The sequence below is a fragment of the Paenibacillus sp. SAFN-054 genome (assembly GCF_051966755.1).
GTDB lineage: Bacteria > Bacillota > Bacilli > Paenibacillales > Paenibacillaceae > Paenibacillus_AQ.
Map to the genome: position 1 here is coordinate 872,608 of NZ_JBQCKS010000001.1, position 19,088 is coordinate 891,695.

Annotated in this window: 17 protein-coding genes; 15 read left to right on the forward strand and 2 right to left on the reverse strand. The window is 50.7% G+C overall.

Annotated elements, in window-relative coordinates; all coding sequences use genetic code 11:
* Positions 1-232: 232 nt before the first annotated feature.
* Entirely contained in the window at positions 233-979 is a 747-nt protein-coding gene (locus ACTHPM_RS04180) for a G1 family glutamic endopeptidase (RefSeq protein WP_440393913.1), read from the reverse strand.
* 433 nt (positions 980-1,412) lie between these two features.
* Between ACTHPM_RS04180 and ACTHPM_RS04185 the strand changes: the two genes are divergently transcribed.
* From ACTHPM_RS04185 to ACTHPM_RS04255, 15 genes are all read left to right on the forward strand, one after another.
* A complete protein-coding gene (locus ACTHPM_RS04185; RefSeq protein WP_440393914.1) occupies positions 1,413-2,471 on the forward strand; it encodes an ATP synthase beta subunit C-terminal domain-containing protein in 1,059 nt (352 codons plus the stop codon).
* 248 nt (positions 2,472-2,719) lie between these two features.
* Positions 2,720-3,460 carry an acetamidase/formamidase family protein gene (locus tag ACTHPM_RS04190; RefSeq protein WP_440393915.1) on the forward strand — a complete coding sequence of 247 codons (741 nt, stop codon included), beginning with the start codon at positions 2,720-2,722 and terminating at the stop codon, positions 3,458-3,460.
* Positions 3,461-3,662: 202 nt separating this feature from the next.
* Entirely contained in the window at positions 3,663-4,913 is a 1,251-nt protein-coding gene (locus tag ACTHPM_RS04195; RefSeq protein ID WP_440393916.1) for an RNA polymerase sigma factor, read from the forward strand.
* Positions 4,882-5,448: a VOC family protein gene (locus ACTHPM_RS04200; protein WP_440393917.1), complete on the forward strand. Its 567-nt coding sequence runs from the start codon at positions 4,882-4,884 to the stop codon at positions 5,446-5,448. The genes ACTHPM_RS04195 and ACTHPM_RS04200 overlap by 32 nt, the downstream gene beginning before the upstream one ends.
* Positions 5,449-6,064: 616 nt before the next feature.
* Positions 6,065-7,978 carry a threonine--tRNA ligase gene (gene thrS, locus ACTHPM_RS04205; RefSeq protein ID WP_440393918.1) on the forward strand — a complete coding sequence of 638 codons (1,914 nt, stop codon included), beginning with the start codon at positions 6,065-6,067 and terminating at the stop codon, positions 7,976-7,978.
* A 161-nt stretch (positions 7,979-8,139) separates the two neighbouring features.
* Positions 8,140-8,610: a DUF1259 domain-containing protein gene (locus ACTHPM_RS04210; protein WP_440393919.1), complete on the forward strand. Its 471-nt coding sequence runs from the start codon at positions 8,140-8,142 to the stop codon at positions 8,608-8,610.
* Positions 8,611-8,790: 180 nt separating this feature from the next.
* Positions 8,791-9,216: a DMT family transporter gene (locus ACTHPM_RS04215; protein ID WP_440393920.1), complete on the forward strand. Its 426-nt coding sequence runs from the start codon at positions 8,791-8,793 to the stop codon at positions 9,214-9,216.
* Positions 9,217-9,272: 56 nt separating this feature from the next.
* Entirely contained in the window at positions 9,273-9,971 is a 699-nt protein-coding gene (locus tag ACTHPM_RS04220) for a Crp/Fnr family transcriptional regulator (RefSeq protein WP_440393921.1), read from the forward strand.
* A gap of 27 nt (positions 9,972-9,998) precedes the next feature.
* Positions 9,999-10,493 (forward strand): DMT family transporter, encoded by a 495-nt coding sequence (locus ACTHPM_RS04225; RefSeq protein ID WP_440393922.1) that lies wholly within the window; start codon positions 9,999-10,001, stop codon positions 10,491-10,493.
* Between the two features lie 114 nt (positions 10,494-10,607).
* A complete protein-coding gene (locus tag ACTHPM_RS04230; RefSeq protein WP_440393923.1) occupies positions 10,608-12,296 on the forward strand; it encodes an alpha-keto acid decarboxylase family protein in 1,689 nt (562 codons plus the stop codon).
* Positions 12,297-12,449: 153 nt separating this feature from the next.
* Positions 12,450-13,562, forward strand: a complete 1,113-nt coding sequence (locus ACTHPM_RS04235) for a hypothetical protein (RefSeq protein WP_440393924.1) — start codon at positions 12,450-12,452, stop codon at positions 13,560-13,562.
* 191 nt (positions 13,563-13,753) lie between these two features.
* A complete protein-coding gene (locus tag ACTHPM_RS04240; protein WP_440395348.1) occupies positions 13,754-14,860 on the forward strand; it encodes a LacI family DNA-binding transcriptional regulator in 1,107 nt (368 codons plus the stop codon).
* Positions 14,861-14,878: 18 nt separating this feature from the next.
* A complete protein-coding gene (locus ACTHPM_RS04245; protein WP_440393925.1) occupies positions 14,879-16,039 on the forward strand; it encodes a Gfo/Idh/MocA family protein in 1,161 nt (386 codons plus the stop codon).
* Positions 16,040-16,072: 33 nt separating this feature from the next.
* Positions 16,073-16,792, forward strand: coding sequence for a ThuA domain-containing protein (locus tag ACTHPM_RS04250; RefSeq protein ID WP_440393926.1), 720 nt, complete (start codon positions 16,073-16,075; stop codon positions 16,790-16,792).
* 32 nt (positions 16,793-16,824) lie between these two features.
* Complete coding sequence (locus ACTHPM_RS04255; protein WP_440393927.1) at positions 16,825-17,928, forward strand: Gfo/Idh/MocA family protein; 1,104 nt, start codon at positions 16,825-16,827, stop codon at positions 17,926-17,928.
* A 203-nt stretch (positions 17,929-18,131) separates the two neighbouring features.
* Here the strand turns inward: ACTHPM_RS04255 and ACTHPM_RS04260 are convergent, their stop codons facing one another.
* Positions 18,132-19,007: a helix-turn-helix transcriptional regulator gene (locus ACTHPM_RS04260; RefSeq protein ID WP_440393928.1), complete on the reverse strand. Its 876-nt coding sequence runs from the start codon at positions 19,005-19,007 to the stop codon at positions 18,132-18,134.
* Positions 19,008-19,088 lie beyond the last annotated feature (81 nt).

The window sequence follows — 19,088 nt, forward strand, 5'->3', positions numbered from 1 at the left end:
CATAAAAGAGTCTCGCAAGCGCTGTCAATATCCGGATGAAACACTTTTGAAAACGGTAAAGATCTTATTACTAGGAAGTCAAGATCTGCTAACTGGAGGTCAGAAGGGCGGGTGTTGATGTTCAGGCTGTCATCGGGGGAATCGGGAAAAGCCGGCTTGCGCATCGCGCAAGCTGGCTTTTAATTTACACTGTACAATGGCTTAATGGACTACGGAGCTTAGGATTCAATATTCATTTCGGTATCCTATGACGGACCCTTCCGGCTTTTTTGCGGCTGCTTTTGCCGGCAATCATACCGGTGGATAAATTCACCGTGTTTTTTACAGTAAAAGCATCACCGGCTCGATTCGGCTCTCCAGGTACGGACGTAATCATCTCGTCCTGCAGCATGATGCCGCGATCATCCGTCGTTAATTTGGGATTCTTCCCGTTTAGTCGGCAGCAGCTGAACGATACAGGGGTAATTTGTGCCATTCTGGCAATGTCTGTTCCAACCTGAGGCGCTTCGACGATCCACTCAGCGGACGACTGCGGTCCCGTGTAACGCTTGGTTTTCCGAAATGTCCAGTTTTGTGTTGCGTTTCGCATGTAAATGAGCCAGGTCGAGCCTCTGACCTTGGTAATAACGGCATGCATCCGGTCACCCGGCTTCACCGGCATCGGAATCAGAGTCATTACATCGGGCAGAATTTCCCACCAAGCATAGTATTCTGCTCTGCCATTCACGTAATCATGACCGGTTCCCGTTTGAATCAGGCTCATGTTGCCGAACCCGTCAATGCCAATCCAGGCTGATGAATATGATGATGTGGAGCTTGGGCGCACAAATGGAACGTACCACTTCGCGGATATGCGGCGGAAAGACTTGGTACGGCCTGAAATCGCATAACCGCTCCAATTGGCCGAGATCCAGCCCAAGCTGTTCAAACGCGGTTTGCCTGATCGATCCAGCTTGCAAACTCTATGAAAAGTGTTCAAATATTCCACCACCTATCAAGTTGTTAAACTATCATATGCGCTGATAGAAAGAAGGAGTGGGGGGATGGAACCTATGAAAAGCTTGATTTTATGCCGATTTAAGCAGGAAAATAGTAACTTTACCCTGATGCCTTTTGTTTACATAGAGAGAGTATCGTTTCGAATAACGATTGGAGGTTGTGATTGAAGAATGTCAATCAATTGGGCCAGTATTTTTGTGACGTTGGTGTTTATAGGGCTTGTCATCTCAGGAATTATCCTATTGCTGAAAATGGTATTTAGAGGAAGATAGCGTCGTTTAATAAAGGTGTGCAGAAGTTTTTTACAGAGATGTGAACAGGAAGAGAGCTGCTGAAGCAAGCAGCTTTTTTTGTTTTCTGTATTTACTTTATAAAGTAATTAAATTACTCTGTAAATAATAAGGAGGGATATAATGGAGGATTTTCATCTGAATGTGGCATTACTCCGTGCTCGAGTACCTAATCTTACGGTTGCTTCGCGGAAAGCAGGGCTGCGTCCGGCTACCGTGTCCAATTTATGTACCGGGAAAATACCGATCGGCAGAGCAGAGGTGCGGACACTGGCACTGCTCGCTTCCTTAGCGGGCTGCACCATGGATGAACTGATCATTCGAGGTAACCCAATTTCCATGATCGAAACCGGAATCAAAATGGTGGATTTATTGGCGCCGGTTGTTAAGGGGGGAATGACCGGTTTTGTTGCGCGACCAGGCACGGGACAAATGGTTCTGATGGCTGAAATCATGCATCGGTTGAAATTGAAGAATTATGCCGTGATATTCTGGAAGCCTGAAGTCGCTGTAGTAGGTAGCGATGAAATTGTTAAGGAATCGGATTGCGTATGTAACCATGCAGACGAGGTGTATGAGCGAATTCTGGAGTTTGGACCGGAAAGAGAGATCATCCTGGGAGCTGACAGGGCAGTGGTGCTATCAGGCGAAATGTCCGGTTTACGGGAAAAGCTGAGGGGAACCACAGGACTGAAACCGATCACCACGATGCTGGTGGATATTAGCGGTGATGCTGTCGACGAAGACACTCCTTTCGGACCGCTCGATACATTCCTGCGATTCGACCCGGAGCTGACGACAAGAGGCTTATTCCCGGCGCTTGATCCCGTCGTTTCCACGTCGATTATCCTGGAGGGAGCGGAACTGGAGCCGACACATTTACAGATCCAGCAGCAGACCCGTAAATTGTTAAGACGTTATCGGGAACTTAGGCCGTTAGTGGGATTCCGCGGCATAGAGAAACTATCTGAGTCAGAAAAGATGATGTATAGGCGGGGTGAACGCATGGAAGCTTTCCTGTCACAACCATTTTACCTGGCCGAACCCTACACGAAGAAAAAGGCTGAGTGGATTTCTCTGCAGGCAACGCTCGAAGATGCCAGGACGATCCTGGATGGCGGAGCGGACCTGATTGCATCTGATTTGTTGTTTTTTACAGGCAGGATAAAAAAGAAGACGTAGTCGATTCAGCGTCACATCCATTAAACCCCTTGGATAAGGAAGTGTTTAAAATGGCAGTTCATGTTCTTCCCATGTTAAAGGATAACTTGATCGGATCATTTACGGCAGAGGTGCCGCCTGTTTTGACAATCGATTCAGGAGATTCCATCCACTTTCAGACACCTGATGCAGGCTGGGGAATAGGAAAGAGTTATGGAGAACGGTACAAACCTTTTGAAAGAATCATAACTCGGGATGGAGGCCATGCGATGATTGGCCCGATATATATTCGGGAAGCGAAGCCGGGTATGACACTGGAAATCAAGTTTAACCGCATCATTCCCGGCAATTATGGTTTCACCTCGGCAGGAAGGTACCCGAATTGGCAAAATCAAAAATTGGATTTAACCTCATGCGAGGAGATTAATCTGGAATGGACGCTGGATCATCATTCGATGACGGGGAGCTGCCGGATCAGAGACAAGAATTATTCCGTGGGACTGCGTCCTTTTTTGGGTGTCATCGGCATGCCGCCGGAAGATACGGAAGTACATTCAACCTGGCCTCCACGATACTGCGGTGGCAACCTGGATTGCAAAGAACTCGTAAGCGGAAGTACGTTGTACTTACCTGTCTCCGTGGCGGGAGGATATCTGGCCATCGGCGACGGACACGCGGTGCAGGGTGATGGGGAAGTAAGCTGCCAAGCGATTGAATGTCCGATGGATGGGGTGGAAATCACCGTAAACCTCTTACATGATCTGACACTGAAGAATCCGAGGGCAAACACGCCTAACGGATGGATTACGCTCGGTTTCCATGAAGATCTGAACGAAGCGACTATACAGGCGCTGGATGCCATGCTTGATTTGATGGGAGAGCTGTATGGGTTGAACCGGGTTGAAGCCATTGCGCTGGGGAGCTCTGTCCTCGATCTCCGGGTGACTCAAATCGTAAACGGCGTAAAGGGTGTTCACGCATGCCTGCCTCACGGGGCGATCCGCATCTGAGCCGCAAGCTCCAATGCACCCGGTAACAATTAAATTTCTATATTTTCCTTTTCAAGAAAAATTAGAGTGCCAGGTCATCTTTCTGCGTGCTAAATTAATAGTAATGCCAGGGATGCGTATTTGATAGGGAGCTATTCATCAGCTAGAGCGCTGGCGTATATATTTAATTAATCAGATACGGTTTGATGACGGGATGTGAAGCATGACAGGAACGAAGCGAACGATTGATGCGATTTGGCGCATTGAGTCAACGAAACTGATTGCTGGATTAACGAGAATGGTCCGTGATGTTGGACTGGCGGAAGACTTGGCACAGGATGCGCTTGTCATAGCGCTCGAGCGTTGGCCTGAGGCAGGCATACCGGATAATCCCGGAGCCTGGCTCATGACGACGGCCAAACGCCGGGCTATTGATTTGCTTCGCAGAAACAAGGTCCGGGACCGAAAATACGAAGAGCTCGCCCGCAGCACCGATTTATATACGGATCAGGACCTTGCGGTTGGACTTGACGGAGAAATCAATGACGACATTTTGAAGCTGATATTTATGACTTGTCACCCGGTTTTGACGCGGGATGCGCGAGTAGCCTTGACGCTTAAGCTGCTTTGTGGACTTTCTACGGACGAGATCGCGCGAGCTTTTCTTACATCCGAATCAACGGTTGCACAGCGGATCGTACGGGCCAAGCGCACACTTCATCAGGAGAAGGTGCCGTTCGATGTCCCGGCAGGGGACGAGATGAGAGACCGTCTGTCCGCGGTGCTCGAAGTCATTTATTTGATGTTTAACGAAGGTTATTCGGCCACCTCGGGCAAGGATTGGGTAAGGCCTCTTCTATGCCAGGAAGCGCTCCGGCTGGGCAGGATTCTTGCCGAAGTAGCGCCTGAGGAGCCGGAAGCCCATGGGTTGGTGGCTCTGATGGAGATCCAAGCATCGAGGCTGAAAACACGTATCGGACCGGGCGGTGAGCCGGTTCTGTTGATGGACCAAAACCGGGCAAAGTGGGATCAACTGCTCATCCGCCGCGGATTGGCAGCACTGGAGCGCAGCCGTAAGCTGGGGAATCCATATGGTCCTTATACCTTACAAGCTGCCATTTCCGCTTACCACGCTCAGGCAACCGAGCCTTCGGATACGGACTGGCCGCGCATTGCTGCATTGTACGAAGCATTATTGCGCATTCAGCCTTCTCCAATCGTAGAACTCAATCGAGCGGTTGCGGTGGCCATGGCCTTCGGACCGGCCTTCGGCTTAGAACTGATCGACGAACTGAGCAAGGGAGCTGCGCTGAGAAACTATCACCTGCTGCCCAGCGTCCGAGGTGATTTGCTGTTCAAGCTGAACCGTTTCGAAGAGGCACGTTCAGAGTTCGAGCGCGCCGCGGCGCTGACACGAAATGAACGGGAACGCGTGCTGCTGCTTGAGCGCGCTGAGCTGTGCCAGAACCGCTGAAAAAGTTTTTTTGGAAAAATTGATGGATCTGTCGATATTGCCGATCGCCGTTCGTCGTATGATTGAAGGCCCGGAAAATCAGGTAATGGATAAAACCGGAATGCCAGATAATAGACGAAAAGAAAGGTTGTTGAACAATATGGGAGCACAGTTAAACGCTTATATCAGATCGGACAATGCAAGGGTGCAAGCAGAATTTTATAAGGAAGCCCTGGGCGGCGAAATTATTGTGGCGAAGTCATACGGGGAGATACCCGGTACGCCGGAGGCTATGAAGGACAAAATCATGCATTTGGCGGTTTCCCTTGCAGGCAGCAACATCCTCATGCTGTCGGATGCTTTTGAACCGCTTGCCGCTAACCGAAGCATCAATTTGGGTTTATCGTATGACAGCGAATTCGAAGCCCGGACAGCTTATGAAAAACTTGGGGAAGGCGGAGAGCTGGTCTATCCGTTCGAACTCCAGCCATGGGGTGCGTACTATGGCGAAGTGGTGGACAAATTTGGTGTAACCTGGCAGATCGTCAAGCAATAACGCAAAAAAATGGGATGTTTGAAGGACCGCCGGAAAGAAAAATGATCAAGAGAAACGATCAAGCTGCGTTAAGGACAAGCCGCTGATGTTGATACGCTGACATCCTTACTGAGTCAGGCTTCTTCGACTTTTTAGCCTGATAAAAATACATGACATAAACATTACATATTACTGGCGTCGCAGAACTATTTGCGGTGCCTTTTTTGATTAATCGCGAATTATTTACTTGACTTTATCATCACGCTTAGGTTTATAATAACGTTAATTCTAGATCCGGCTAAGATCAAAGACAAGATTTCATACACGAGCCGCCCAGAGAGAGAAGCCACCGGCTGAAAGCTTCTTACGGAAACCGGTTTGAAATTACCCCTTTGTAGCCGTGGCGTTGAACCTGCATTCCAAGTTTAGAATGCGGCAGTAAGCGGCACCGGTTCGTCCCCGTTATCGGATTCCAATAAGAACCTGCAACAGCTCTTCGGCCACGGGGCCAAAGTCTATTGCTGCAGGTTGAATGAGGGTGGAACCACGAGCTGAACGCACTCGTCCCTTGGTGGAGAGATGCGTTTTTTTGCGTTCATAAATCAAACTAAAACGAAAGAAACGGAGGTAAAATGACATGGAGATCCAAGTGATGCTGCCAGATGGAACAAGTAGGAGGTATGCGAAAGGCACCACGATAGAGCAAATCGCCGATTCAATCAGCATCGGGTTGAAAAAGAGTGCAGTCGCAGGCATGATTGACGGCAAGCCTGTTGATCTGAACGAGCCCGTAGATGCAGATTGCAGGCTGGAAATCGTGACGCTGGATCATCCGGCGGGATTGGAAGTATACCGGCACAGCACGGCCCATCTCATGGCACAGGCGATGAAGCGGATTTACGGTGAGCAAGCAGTTAAGCTTGGCATCGGCCCCATCATCGGGGACGGATTTTATTATGACGTCGATATGGAGAAGCCATTGTCATTGGACGATCTTGCAGCCATCGAGAAGGAAATGACCCGCATTGCGCAAGAGAACCTGCCGATCGTTCGGAGGGTCGTAAGCAGGGAAGAAGCTTATGCATGGTTCGAAAAGCTGGAAGAACCGCTAAAGCTGGAGCTGATCCATGATCTCCCTCAGGATGCCGTCATCTCGATTTATGATCAAGGCGAGTTCTCCGATCTGTGCCGGGGACCGCACCTGCCATCGACTGGACGCATTAAGGCGTTCAAGCTTTTGAATGTGTCAGGAGCATATTGGCGCGGCGATTCAAACAACAAAATGCTGCAGCGGATTTACGGAACGGCGTTCCCGAAGCAGGCTCAGCTGGATGAGCATCTTCATTTGCTGGAGGAAGCGAAGAAAAGGGATCATCGCAAACTTGGCAAGCAGCTAGAGCTGTTCATGTTTTCGGAGGAAGCGCCAGGGATGCCCTTCTATTTGCCAAAAGGCATGACGATCCGTACGGAGCTTGAGAATTTCGCACGGGATATGCAGCGAAGAAGAGATTACGAGGAAGTGCGGACCCCGCTCATGATGAACAACAGGGTGTGGGAAAACTCCGGGCACTGGGATCATTACAAAGATAATATGTACTTTACGAACGTGGATGAGACAACATATGCGCTCAAACCGATGAACTGCCCGGGTCACATGCTGATCTTTAAGAATAAGCTGCGCTCTTACCGGGATCTCCCTCTCCGCATATCAGAATTCGGCCAAGTGCATCGGCATGAATTCTCCGGAGCGTTGAACGGCATGCTTCGCGTTCGGACATTCTGCCAGGATGACGCGCATGTATTCGTCCTTCCGGAGCAGATTGAGGAAGAGATCGGACGGATCATCGAGCTGATCGGCGATATGTACCGGGTGTTCGGATTCGAATATCATATCGAGCTCTCGACGCGCCCTGAAGATTCCATGGGTTCCGACGAGCTGTGGAACCAGGCGGAGCAATCGCTGCAGAGTGTGCTCGACAACCGCGGGATCGAATACCGGATCAATGAAGGGGATGGCGCCTTTTACGGTCCGAAGATCGACTTTCATATCCTGGATGCCCTGAAGCGGAGCTGGCAGTGCGGTACGATTCAGCTGGATTTCCAGATGCCTGAGAAATTTGATCTCGATTATGTCGGCGAGGACGGCCAAAGGCACCGCCCGGTCGTTATACACCGTGCGGTGTACGGTTCCATTGACCGCTTCATGGGCATGCTGACCGAGCATTATGCAGGAGCCTTTCCAATGTGGCTGTCACCGGTTCAGGCGAAGCTGCTGCCGGTATCCGAGAACTATATCGATTATGCGTATGAAGTGAAAAAGTCGCTGGAGGAAGCCGGCATTCGGGTTGAGATCGATGCGCGAAGCGAAAAGCTCGGCTACAAGATTCGCGAGGCTCAGCTTGAGAAGGTACCTTACATGCTCGTGCTTGGCGAACAGGAGAAGAGCTCGGATAACGTCTCGGTCCGGAAACGCGGCGAAGGAGATCTGGGAATCATGACGGTCCATGACATTTCGGCTAAGATCCGAAATGAGATTATAGCGAAAGAATAGCACGCTTCATGGATTCGTTCCTGGAACGGAAGATAACCACACTGCTTACGTAAGCAGTGTGGTTTTTTAATAGGGAAAGCCCTAACGTGACGCTCATGAATACCCCATCCAAAAGTAGAGACAATAAACGTATTCCCATTCTTGTACAGGAGGAATTCAACGTGAGAAAGACTGTGTTTCTGCTATGGATTTTTGGTTTGCTGCTCATGCCTGCCGGGGTCACTCATGGTGACGGCGTGAGCTCTAACGTCTGTAAACCGCTTGTTAAGATCTTTAAGAAGGATGTCAAAGAGGAAAGCGGAATCTGCAAAGTGGAGATCATGCGCAAAAACATCCCGGTTACGAACCTGGGCGTCGCGATGCTTCCGGAAACCATTGAGCTGGGTTTCGGAGCTAATTTCCAGAAGGCCGGTGACAGGACGGTAGTGATTGGGGAATTTGCGCTTTTAGGAAATGAAGTGAACCGGGTGATCGATGTTCTTCGTAAAGGAAACATCGAAATATCTGCCGTTCACAACCATCAAATTGGCGAGAAACCTCCCATCATCTATATGCATTTCCAGGGGATCGGAAGCATGGATGCGCTTGGAATGACGGTCCAAGAAGCCATAAAAGCAGCAGAGCAGGGCTGAATTCTTGAATTCCAGGGGTCTTGAATAGAAGCCGTTCAGTCTGATGATTGAACGGCTTTTGGCGTTTTAATCAAACAAATTGTGCGGCTTCATGGAATTGAGGACATATGTCCTTTCTTTGAATCGTGGATTTATTATTTAATGATTATCAAATATACGTTTTCTAAGGAGCATGGAGCCATGAAAGGAATCATTTTTGCATTGTTAGGCGGCGCATTCATTACGCTGCAGGGAGTAGCCAATGCGCGCATATCCCAGGGAATTGGCACATGGCAGGCAGCTGCCCTTACTCAGCTTACGGGTTTTGTTGCGGCTCTGGTGCTTCTGTTGATATTCAGGGACTTCAAGCCTCAAGGCTTCAAAAAGGTCAAACCCCTGTATTTGAGTGCCGGAGCTTATGCGGCGGTAATCATTTTCAGCAACGTAACCGCGATTCAGCATATCGGCGTGACGCTTACCGTGGCCTTGGTGATTATCGCTCAGCTCGTATTAACATTCCTGATGGATCACTATGGATGGTTTGGCCTGCCAAAGAAAAGAATGGGTCTCTCGCAATTTGTCGGTATCGGCATGATGATTGCGGGTGTGGTGATCCTGAAATTTTAATCGTATAATGGACCCGAAAATACAAGTAAACGGGAAGAATGAGGGATAAAGCTGTCATGAAAGAGACCAAAGACCACTTACGGATCGCCGATTATATGCATCAGCATCAATTAGAAGATATTTTTCATGAGAAGCTGCATCCTCATATGAGTCTTTGCAGCTTTGAGAAGGGAGAGCTTATCTGCTCCCAGGGTGAGCCGGCCTTATATTTGTATGTGCTGGTCAAAGGGAAAATCAAGGTATACAACACCTCTACCGAAGGCAAAACGCTCATTATTTCTTTTAAAAATGCCCTCGAAGTGATCGGGGATGTGGAATATATCCAGGAAGCTGATTTTATCAATACCGTCGAGGCGGTTTCTCCGGTGCATATGATTGCCATTCACCACCACTGGCTGAACATGTACGCGAAAGACCACACCCCGCTGCTTCAATTTTTGCTGAAAATCATTACGGGCAAGTTTTATATGAAATCAAATGCGCTCAGTTTCAATTTGATGTATCCGGTAGAGGTCCGGCTGGCAAGCTATATCCTGTCCGTATCGTTTGATCCTTCCGATGTTCTGTTCACCGGACAGCTGAGCACTTCGGAGCTTCGCGATGCGGCGAACCTGATCGGTACAAGCTACAGACATTTGAATCGCGTCATATTGCAGCTGTGCAACGATGGAATTCTGGAACGGGGCAAAGGCTTCATACACGTGAAGGACCGTGAACGGCTTTCAGCCATTGCCGGTGACAGCATTTATGAATAAATGAAGAACGAATAGGAGTGATCAAGAATGTTACTGGGACTTTTACTGGCATTGCTCGCCGGTTCTCTCGTCAGCCTGCAAAATATTTTCAATAATAAAGTCAATGTTCACATCGGCTCCTGGACAACGACGACGTTGGTGCTGGGACTGGGTTTTGCTGCGTCCTTCATCCTCGGGTTGTTGTTTGAGGGAACGGCGATGTTTAATCTTAGTCAATTAAAGCTTTGGTACTGCTTCAGCGGTCTGATCGGCGTGGGCGTTGTAACCTGCATGGTGCAGGGGATCAACCGACTGGGTCCGACCTTTGGCGTTTCAATCAGCATGGTCGCTCAGCTCGGGTTCGCCTTGCTGTTTGATTCCATGGGCTGGTTGGGACTTGAGAAGGTGGATTTTACGCTGAAGCAGCTGGCCGGTGTACTGGTGATTGTTGGCGGTATTCTGATATTTAAAGTTGGAGGCCGCAAGAAACCTGTGAAGGAGATTGACAACCCCATCATGGGAGCCTGCGAAGAAGGAGCATAACGCCCGGAAGCTGTTGCTGCTGATTGCTCGTACGTTGCCAACCGAATAACCTTCCCAGGAAAGGGTAATGTTATACAGAGTCTGATTGCAGAATCCGGTTGGGAGGGTTTCAAAATGGAGAACACTACGAATATACAGGCAATTCCAAACGGCAAAACGCTGGGCGGGTATCTTTTGGATCGCTTAAAAGTAGAAGGGATCACCGATATTTTCGGCGTGCCCGGCGATTATAATTTTAGTCTCCTTGACACGCTGGAGCGGTATGAAGGCATTCGCTTCGTAAATGGCAGAAACGAGCTGAATTCCGGCTATGCAGCAGATGCATATGCACGGCTTAAAGGACTGTCGGTCCTGATAACGACGTTTGGCGTCGGTGAAATGAGCGCTTGCAATGCGATTGCCGGCGCGAACAGCGAGCATGTCCCCATCATTCATATCGTCGGATCGCCGCCGAACACGGCGCAGCAGGCGAGGAAGCTGATGCATCATACGTTGATGGATGGCGATTACGATGTATTTCGAAAAGTGTATGAGCCGATCACGGCCTACACAGCCGTATTAACCCCTGAAAATGCAGCCATCGAGATTCCAAATGCGATTCATATTGCTAAAAAGAGCAAGAAACCGGTATACCTTGTCGTAGCGGACGATCTGGTCAATCAGCCCATTATGGCTCATCAGGAGCCGGAAATGCCTTTAGCGGCGACGAATCAGACGACGCTTCAAGCGGCGGTTGATCAAATCAAGCCCATGTTGAACGGCGCTCAAAAAGTCGTATTGCTGGTGGATGTCAAGACACAGCGTTTCCATTGGGAAGAATACGTGCGCAAGCTCGCCGAAACGATGAACGTACCCGTGGCATCCACCGTGTTCGGGAAAGGGGCTTTCGATGAAAGTCATCCGCAATACATCGGAATATATGGCGGAGCTTTCGGAAGTCCTGACGTGAGGGAGATCGTGGAATCTGCCGATGTCGTGATTGCGTCCGGATTGGTCTGGTCAGATACGAACACGGCGAACTTTACGGCAAAGCTGAATCCGCTTCGGTTGATCGATATCCAGCCGAATCTAGTGAAGGTGGCTTCAGCCGAGTATCCGAACGTGATGGCGGAGGATATACTGCTGGCGCTACAGACATTGGGATATAGGCAGCAGGAGGAGGTATCCAAGCCGGCATTTCCTTACGATATATTGAAGGGGAATGCCGCCGATCCTCTCAGAGCGGCATCGTATTATCCGCGGTTTCAACGCATGCTGAGCAAGGGCGATATCGTCATTCCCGAAACGGGAACCTTCTTCTACGGCATGTCGCAGGTGAAGCTGCCGCAGGATGCAACCTATATCGCCGAGGGGAGCTGGCAGTCGATCGGTTATGCCACGCCTTCCGCCTATGGCGCATGCATTGCGGCACCGAACCGCAGAGTATTGCTGTTCACCGGCGACGGGTCGTTGCAGCTGACGGCGCAGGAGATCAGCTCGATGCTGTATTACGGCTGCAAGCCGATCATCTTTATTCTCAACAATGACGGCTATACGATTGAGAAATATTTGAATGTGAAAACGGAAAACCAGACATACAACAAAATTCCGCAGTGGTCTTATACCAAGCTGGCGGAGGCGTTCGGAGGCGATGCTTATACCGTAACCGTGCGCACCAATCAAGAGCTGGATGAGGCTATTACGAGAGCTGAAGCCGAATGCAGCAGCAGATTATGCATCATTGAGATGATCGTTAGTGATCCCATGGATGCACCGGAGTATATGATGAACATGCGGAACTATATGGAGCAGCAGAAGCAATAGAGCTAGGAATGGCGTATCAATATGGCTATTACCCCGTTTCTTGGTGTGAAGTACAACCGGGAAATGGGGTTTTCTTTTGATAGGAAGCTTTTACCTCAGGTGTTATAGTTAGTATAAGTAGAATTCAGGTTTGCACTAGGAGGATCATGAATCATGGCAGAGGCATTAAAAGCAATGTACAATCGGGAGTTTTTGCAAGGATTCGGCGAAAAGGTACGAAGTGTCTACCCGGCTTTCGATATTCAAGGCTTCATCACCCATATCATGGATCATTCTTGGGAGGAGATGGCCCTGAAGGCAAGAACGCGGCGAATCACTGAGGCGCTTGGTCATGGTCTGCCGGATACCTACGATGATGCCATCCGCATTCTGTTTCAGATCGATGAGGAATGCGTCGGATTTCCTTACTTATTCTTTCCGGACTTCGTAGAGGTGTTCGGACGAGCGCCGAAGGATTGGGAGCTGTCCATGCAAGCCCTGGAAAGGTTCACGCAGCGCTCATCCGCCGAATTCGCGGTGAGAGTGTTCATTATTCAAGATCCCAGGCGGATGATGAAGCAGATGCTGGATTGGTCCGGGCATCCGAGCGAACATGTCAGACGTCTCGCAAGCGAAGGAGCCAGGCCGCGCCTGCCGTGGGGACAGGCATTAACAATGTTCAAGAAGGATCCGTCTCCCGTGCTTGAGGTGCTGGAAGAGCTGAAGGAAGATCCGTCCCTTTATGTTCGTAAAAGCGTAGCCAACAATATGAACGATATTGCCAAGGATCATCCGGAGATCATTATCCGGCTTGCGAAACGCTGGATGGGCAGCAGCCCTCATACCAACTGGATTGTCAGACATGGCTGCAGATCGCTGATCAGGCAGGCAAATCCCGAAATCCTGGAGCTGTTTGGCTATGCGCAAGCCGATGAGGGGGTAAGCCTTGCCGAGGAATCGGCCCTTTCCGTCGAACCTGTGGCAACCACTATTGGAGGAAGCAGCGAGCTAAGCTATACGATTGCAGCACGGGAAGGCGAGCCAATCCGTCTGAGGATCGAATACGGGGTATATTATGTAAAAGCAAACGGCCAGACCTCACGCAAGTTATTTCTGTTATCCGATAAAACGGTGCCCGGCGGAAGCAAGCTGTCCGGGACACGCAAAATCAGCTGGGCGGATTTGACGACACGCAAGCATTATCCGGGTGAACATCGCATCGTACTGCTGTTAAACGGGCAGGAAATCGCTGAAACCAAGCTCATGCTTCATGCCGCGCCACAATAAAAAAATCGGGGTTGCGGACAACAGAAATATTCTATGGTCAGCAATGCATCCGGCGAGCCGCCGGATGCTTTTTTTATAGCATATGCTTGACTTTCAAGGCGGTTATGAGTAATAATGTACGCGCGTACATAAATAAGATGACGAGAAGATTTGCAGTGAATAGATGGTGAAAAGAAGGGGCGTGATTCCCAATTGTAACTAGAAAAGCGGTTGCCGAACTGGCCGGCGTATCGGAAGCGACGGTTTCCCGCGTTCTGAACCATGTCGGACCGATGAAGGAGGAAACGAGGCGCCGGGTGCAAGAAGCCGCCGAACAGCTCGGCTATTACCCCAATGCGATCGCCCAAAGTTTTGCCCGCCGCCGAAGCGGTAATCTCGGAGTGGTCCTTCCATACGTGCCCAAGGTGAATATTTTCTCGACGTATTATTTCTCCGAGATTCTGAACGGCATTGGTGAGCAGGTCCGGGAGCTTGGTTATGACATGCTGCTCATTTTCCGCACGCCTGAAACGGATCGTGGTTACATGGATTTATTCCGCTCGCAGAAGGTGGATGCTTGCATCCTGCTCGGTACGACGGATACAGCTGAGGAACGAGAAGCTTTAAAGGCGCTCGCAGAAGCCGGATATCCTTTTTGCCTGGTCAATCAGCATTTTGAAGGGGAGAGCTTCCTGGAGGTGGATGCGGACCATGAACGCGGAGCGTATGAAGCGGTTAAGCATCTGCTCAATGAGGGTTTTCGCCGCATCGCTTTCTTGAACGGTCCCGCGCACTACTCGAATAGCAGAGACCGCTTGAGGGGGTATGTGCGGGCGATGACGGAAGCAGGCATATGGGAAGGGGATGCAGCGTCTGACGATTTCATGAAAGCGATACCATTACCTTGGCTGGAGACCGGAAATTACAGCCGGACCAGCGGATATGAGGCAGCATCACGATTCGTTCGCAGCATCGGCCATATCGATGCGGTATTCGCCGCAAATGATCGGATGGCTATCGGGCTGATGCAGGGATTTCGCGAGTTGGGACTGATTCCGGGCAGGGATATTGCCGTCGCCGGATACGACGATTCGGATGGCGCTCGCATCACGGACCCTCCGCTAACAAGCGTGTCCGTTCCTTTTTATCGGATGGGCCAAGAGGCGGCGAAGCTGGTTCTGCAAGAGATCAAGCCGCAGGATCACCAGAAGGATGACGGTGGGCACCGAAATCATTCGATGCAAATGGAAACGAAACTGGTGATAAGAGCATCGACGAGAAGGAGCAGCGCGCAGGGATATTCATCGCATTTAAGATAAGAAGGAGGATGGATTTCAATGAAACAGATACGTGTCGGAATGGTAGGATACAAGTTTATGGGGAAAGCGCACAGTCACGCATACCGGGATATCCCGATGTTTTTTCCTCAGATTGCCCAGCCCGTCATGCAGACGATTTGCGGGCGTGACCCTGAAGGCGTATCCCTTGCGGCCAGGCAGTTCGGCTGGAACGGATATGTGACGGATTGGCATGATTTATTGAAGCGGGATGACATTGACCTGGTCGATATTAATGCGCCAAGCGACATGCACAAAGACATTGCGCTTGCAGCCTCCAAGGCGGGAAAGCATCTCTTTTGCGAGAAGCCGCTCGCTTTATCGCTTAAGGATTCACGCGAGATGCTGGCAGCGGCCGAAGCAGCTGGGATCAAGCATATGGTCGGCTTTAACTACCGTTTCGCGCCGGCCGTTCAGCTTGCGCGTCAACTGATCGAGCAGGGAAGGCTCGGAGAGATCTATCACTTCCGCGGCTGGTTCCTTCAGGATTGGATCATTGATCCGGAATTCCCGCTCGTGTGGCGGTTGCAAAAGGACATTGCGGGTTCAGGCTCGCTTGGAGATTTGGGTGCGCATACGATCGATCTCGCCCATTATCTGCTCGGCGACATCGAAGAGGTGATCGGGATGAGCGAGACATTCATAAAGGAACGTCCGCTTCCGGGTTCCATGAGCGGACTCAGCGCCAAGGGCAGCCAAAGCAATGAAAGAGGTGCCGTCACCGTTGATGATGCGACTGCCTTCATGGCACGTTTCGCAAGCGGTGCGCTTGGCACCTTCGAGGCTACCCGCTTTGCTGCCGGACATCGCTGTACGAATTCCTTTGAAATCAATGGCAGCAAGGGCAGCGTGAAATTCGACTTCGAACGGATGAATGAGCTGCAGGTTTATTTTACCGATGACGATGAGGACGTTCAGGGCTTCCGCCGAATTCTGGCAACGGACCCGGCTCATGCATATGCCGAAGCCTGGTGGCCTCCCGGCCATACCATCGGGTTCGAGCATACGTTTATTCATGAAACGGTTGAACTGCTGCAAGCCATCGAGGAGGATCGCCAGCCGGTGCCGAACTTTGCGGACGGGGTCAAATGCCAGCAGGTGCTGGAGGCAGTAAAGCTGTCGATAGCTGAGCGGCGCTGGGTAAGAACGGAAGAGCTATAAACATAGAAATCAACCCGAAGGAGATGTTCACCAATGAAGAAAGCATTGATCGCATGGGGAGGCTGGCTTGGGCATCAGCCTGAAGAGGTCGCTGGTATTTTCAAAACGGTTTTGGAGCAGGAAGGATATGAGGTGGAAGTAGCAAACACGCTGTCGGCTTTCGATGATGCAGCCAAGTTGAAAGCGCTTGATCTGATCGTTCCGGTCTGGACGATGGATGAGATCAGCCAGGAGAGGGTCAATAATGTATCCGCAGCCGTGCAGAGCGGTGTCGGTTTGGCAGGTTGTCATGGCGGGATGTGTGATGCGTTCCGGAACAACGTCGACTGGCAGTTTATGACGGGCGGCAACTGGGTGGCTCATCCGGGCAATGACGGAACACCGCACCGGATCCACATTGCCAATACGTCCAGTCCGCTGGTGGAAGGGATTGAGGATTTCGACGTTTCCACCGAGCAGTACTATCTTCATGTCGATCCGGCCGTCGAGGTACTGGCAACGACGCGGTTTCCGGTAGCGGATGGTCCCCATGTGCTGAACAAGGCCGTCGACATGCCGGTAGCTTGGACGAAGCGCTGGGGGCTCGGCCGCGTGTACTACTGCTCGCTCGGGCACCAGGCGAATGTGATCGAGCTTCCGCCGGTTAAGGAGATGATGCGCAGAGGATTGACGTGGGCCGCAGAAGGTAAATTAAAGGCGCAGGATCAGGCAATAGGCGGAGCGTATACGGGAATGCAGGATAGCCAAGTTTAACAGAGATTATGAACCGAAAGAGGCTGTTGGACATGAAAACACTGAATGTTGGTATTATTGGCTGCGGCAATATCAGCGCCATCTATTTTGAGAATCTGAAGTCGTACAGCACCGTACACGTATCGGCATGCGCGGATCTGGATGTCGGGCGTGCAAGGGCCCGGGCAGAAGAGTTCGGTATATCGAAAGCCTGTACTGTGAGCGAGCTGCTCGCGGACCCGGAGGTTGACCTCATCGTGAATCTTACAATTCCAGGCGCTCATGCGCAGGTGTGTCTCGATATCCTGGATGCAGGCAAGCATGTCTATGTCGAAAAGCCCCTGGCAGTGACACGTGAAGAGGGCCAGGCCATTCTCATGAGAGCAAAAGAGAAGGGGCTTCTCGTCGGCGGCGCGCCGGATACGTTTCTTGGAGGCGGCATCCAGACCTGCATCAAATTGATCGAGGACGGCTGGATCGGCATGCCGGTCGCCGCAACCGCGTTTATGATGGCGCGCGGGCATGAGCATTGGCATCCGGACCCGGAATTTTATTATGCCAAAGGCGGTGGTCCGATGTTCGACATGGGCCCATATTACTTGACGGCTTTGGTCGCGATGCTCGGGCCGCTGAAGCGGGTGGCAGGCATGACGAAGATTTCGTATCCGGAAAGAACGATTAGCAGCCGCAAAAAATTCGGTCAGACGATTCAGGTCGAGACGCCGACTCATATTGCCGGCGTGCTGGAATTCCATAGCGGGGCCATCGGCACCATGATCACATCCTTTGATGTGTTCGGCGACAGCCAGCTGCCAAGGATTGAGGTCTATGGAAGCCAAGGCACGATCAGCGTCCCCGATCCGAATACGTTTGGGGGGCCGGTCTTGCTGAAGCGTCACGATTCACAGGACTGGAAGGAAATTCCGCTGTCCCATGGATATGCCGCCAACTCAAGAGGGATCGGCGTCCTGGATATGGTGCATGCGATAAGCAGCGGACGGATGAACCGGGCGAATGGAAGCCTTGCCTACCATGTGCTGGAAGCCATGCATGCATTCCATGATTCCTCCGACCATAATCAGTATTACATGATGCAGAGCACATGCGAACGCCCTCATCCGATGCCGCAGCATTTGCCGTATGGCGTGCTGGATTAGAATTGCCATGGATATGCCGGGAATATATATTCTCTAAATTTTTATAATGAACCCGTTAGTAAATCGCTCTGATGAGAATGGTTGTTTGAACGCATCCATTTGATTGAAGAGCGTTTTTTTTGTCTTTTGCTTATTCGGCATGGTTCGTCCCCCCGCAGCTACATACCTATTGTTAGCAGTGGGAGCTTCAAGGAAAGAAGAAATCAGTCCGAAGGCTTCCTGTACTGCTTCCGGAAGTTGTGCGGCGATAACCCGAACCGATCCTTGAAACATCTTGAAAAATAGCTCACCTGCGAAAAGCCTACTTCCTCCGTAATCCGCTGGATGGAGGCGTCCGTCTGGATCAACAGGCTTCGTCCCTGCTCCAGACGGTACTGCAGCAAATACTCCAGCGGAGTGCGATTGAACGTGGCTTTCATGCATCGGGCCAAATAATTTTCATGGACATGAAAATGAGAGGACAAGTCCTTGTTGCTTATCGGCTGATCATAATGCTGTTTGAGATACAGTTCAACCTGTTCGGCTAATTGCGCGCTACGATCCTTCTGGTGACGGTCCATTTCAAGACATTGGACGGCTTTCATGAATGTCATCTGGGTTTCCCACAATGCCAGCTTGCCGGGCTTCAGCGTCGAAGCCATGAGCAGATCAAGTACGTTGAACAATTCCGCCGGGTAGGCAACTTGCTGATATTTGGGAAGATGTATGGTTGTATGTTCCGCATGAAAATGAAGCTTGGAAATGGAGGAACTCCCTGTTAACTGATCCGGCTCGTGCTGATGTAACCACCGGTTAGGTGTTTGAAAATGGAACCAGTAGAAGGACGTTTCCGAGCGGCATGCCCCGGTCGGATAATGATGCTTGTCCGGCTCCAGGATCAGCGCCTCATTCGCTGTCAGTTCCCATGTCTGATTCTCTTCACCCAGCGACAAGGCTCCGGCTTTGACGATAATGACATCAAAATAACCGAGTCGATACCGCTCCGGATGCGATTCCCCTTTCCGGTAGGTCGTCACGTTGCCCTCGATGAAATAGGGGAAGGGAGGGGCAAGAAAGGAAAGATACCCTGAACTCTTCATGATGCTTCTCCTTTGTGTGAAATCGTACAACTAATGGTTCGGATATGTGATGTTTCGAAAAGGGCGTTCTGCTACAATGAC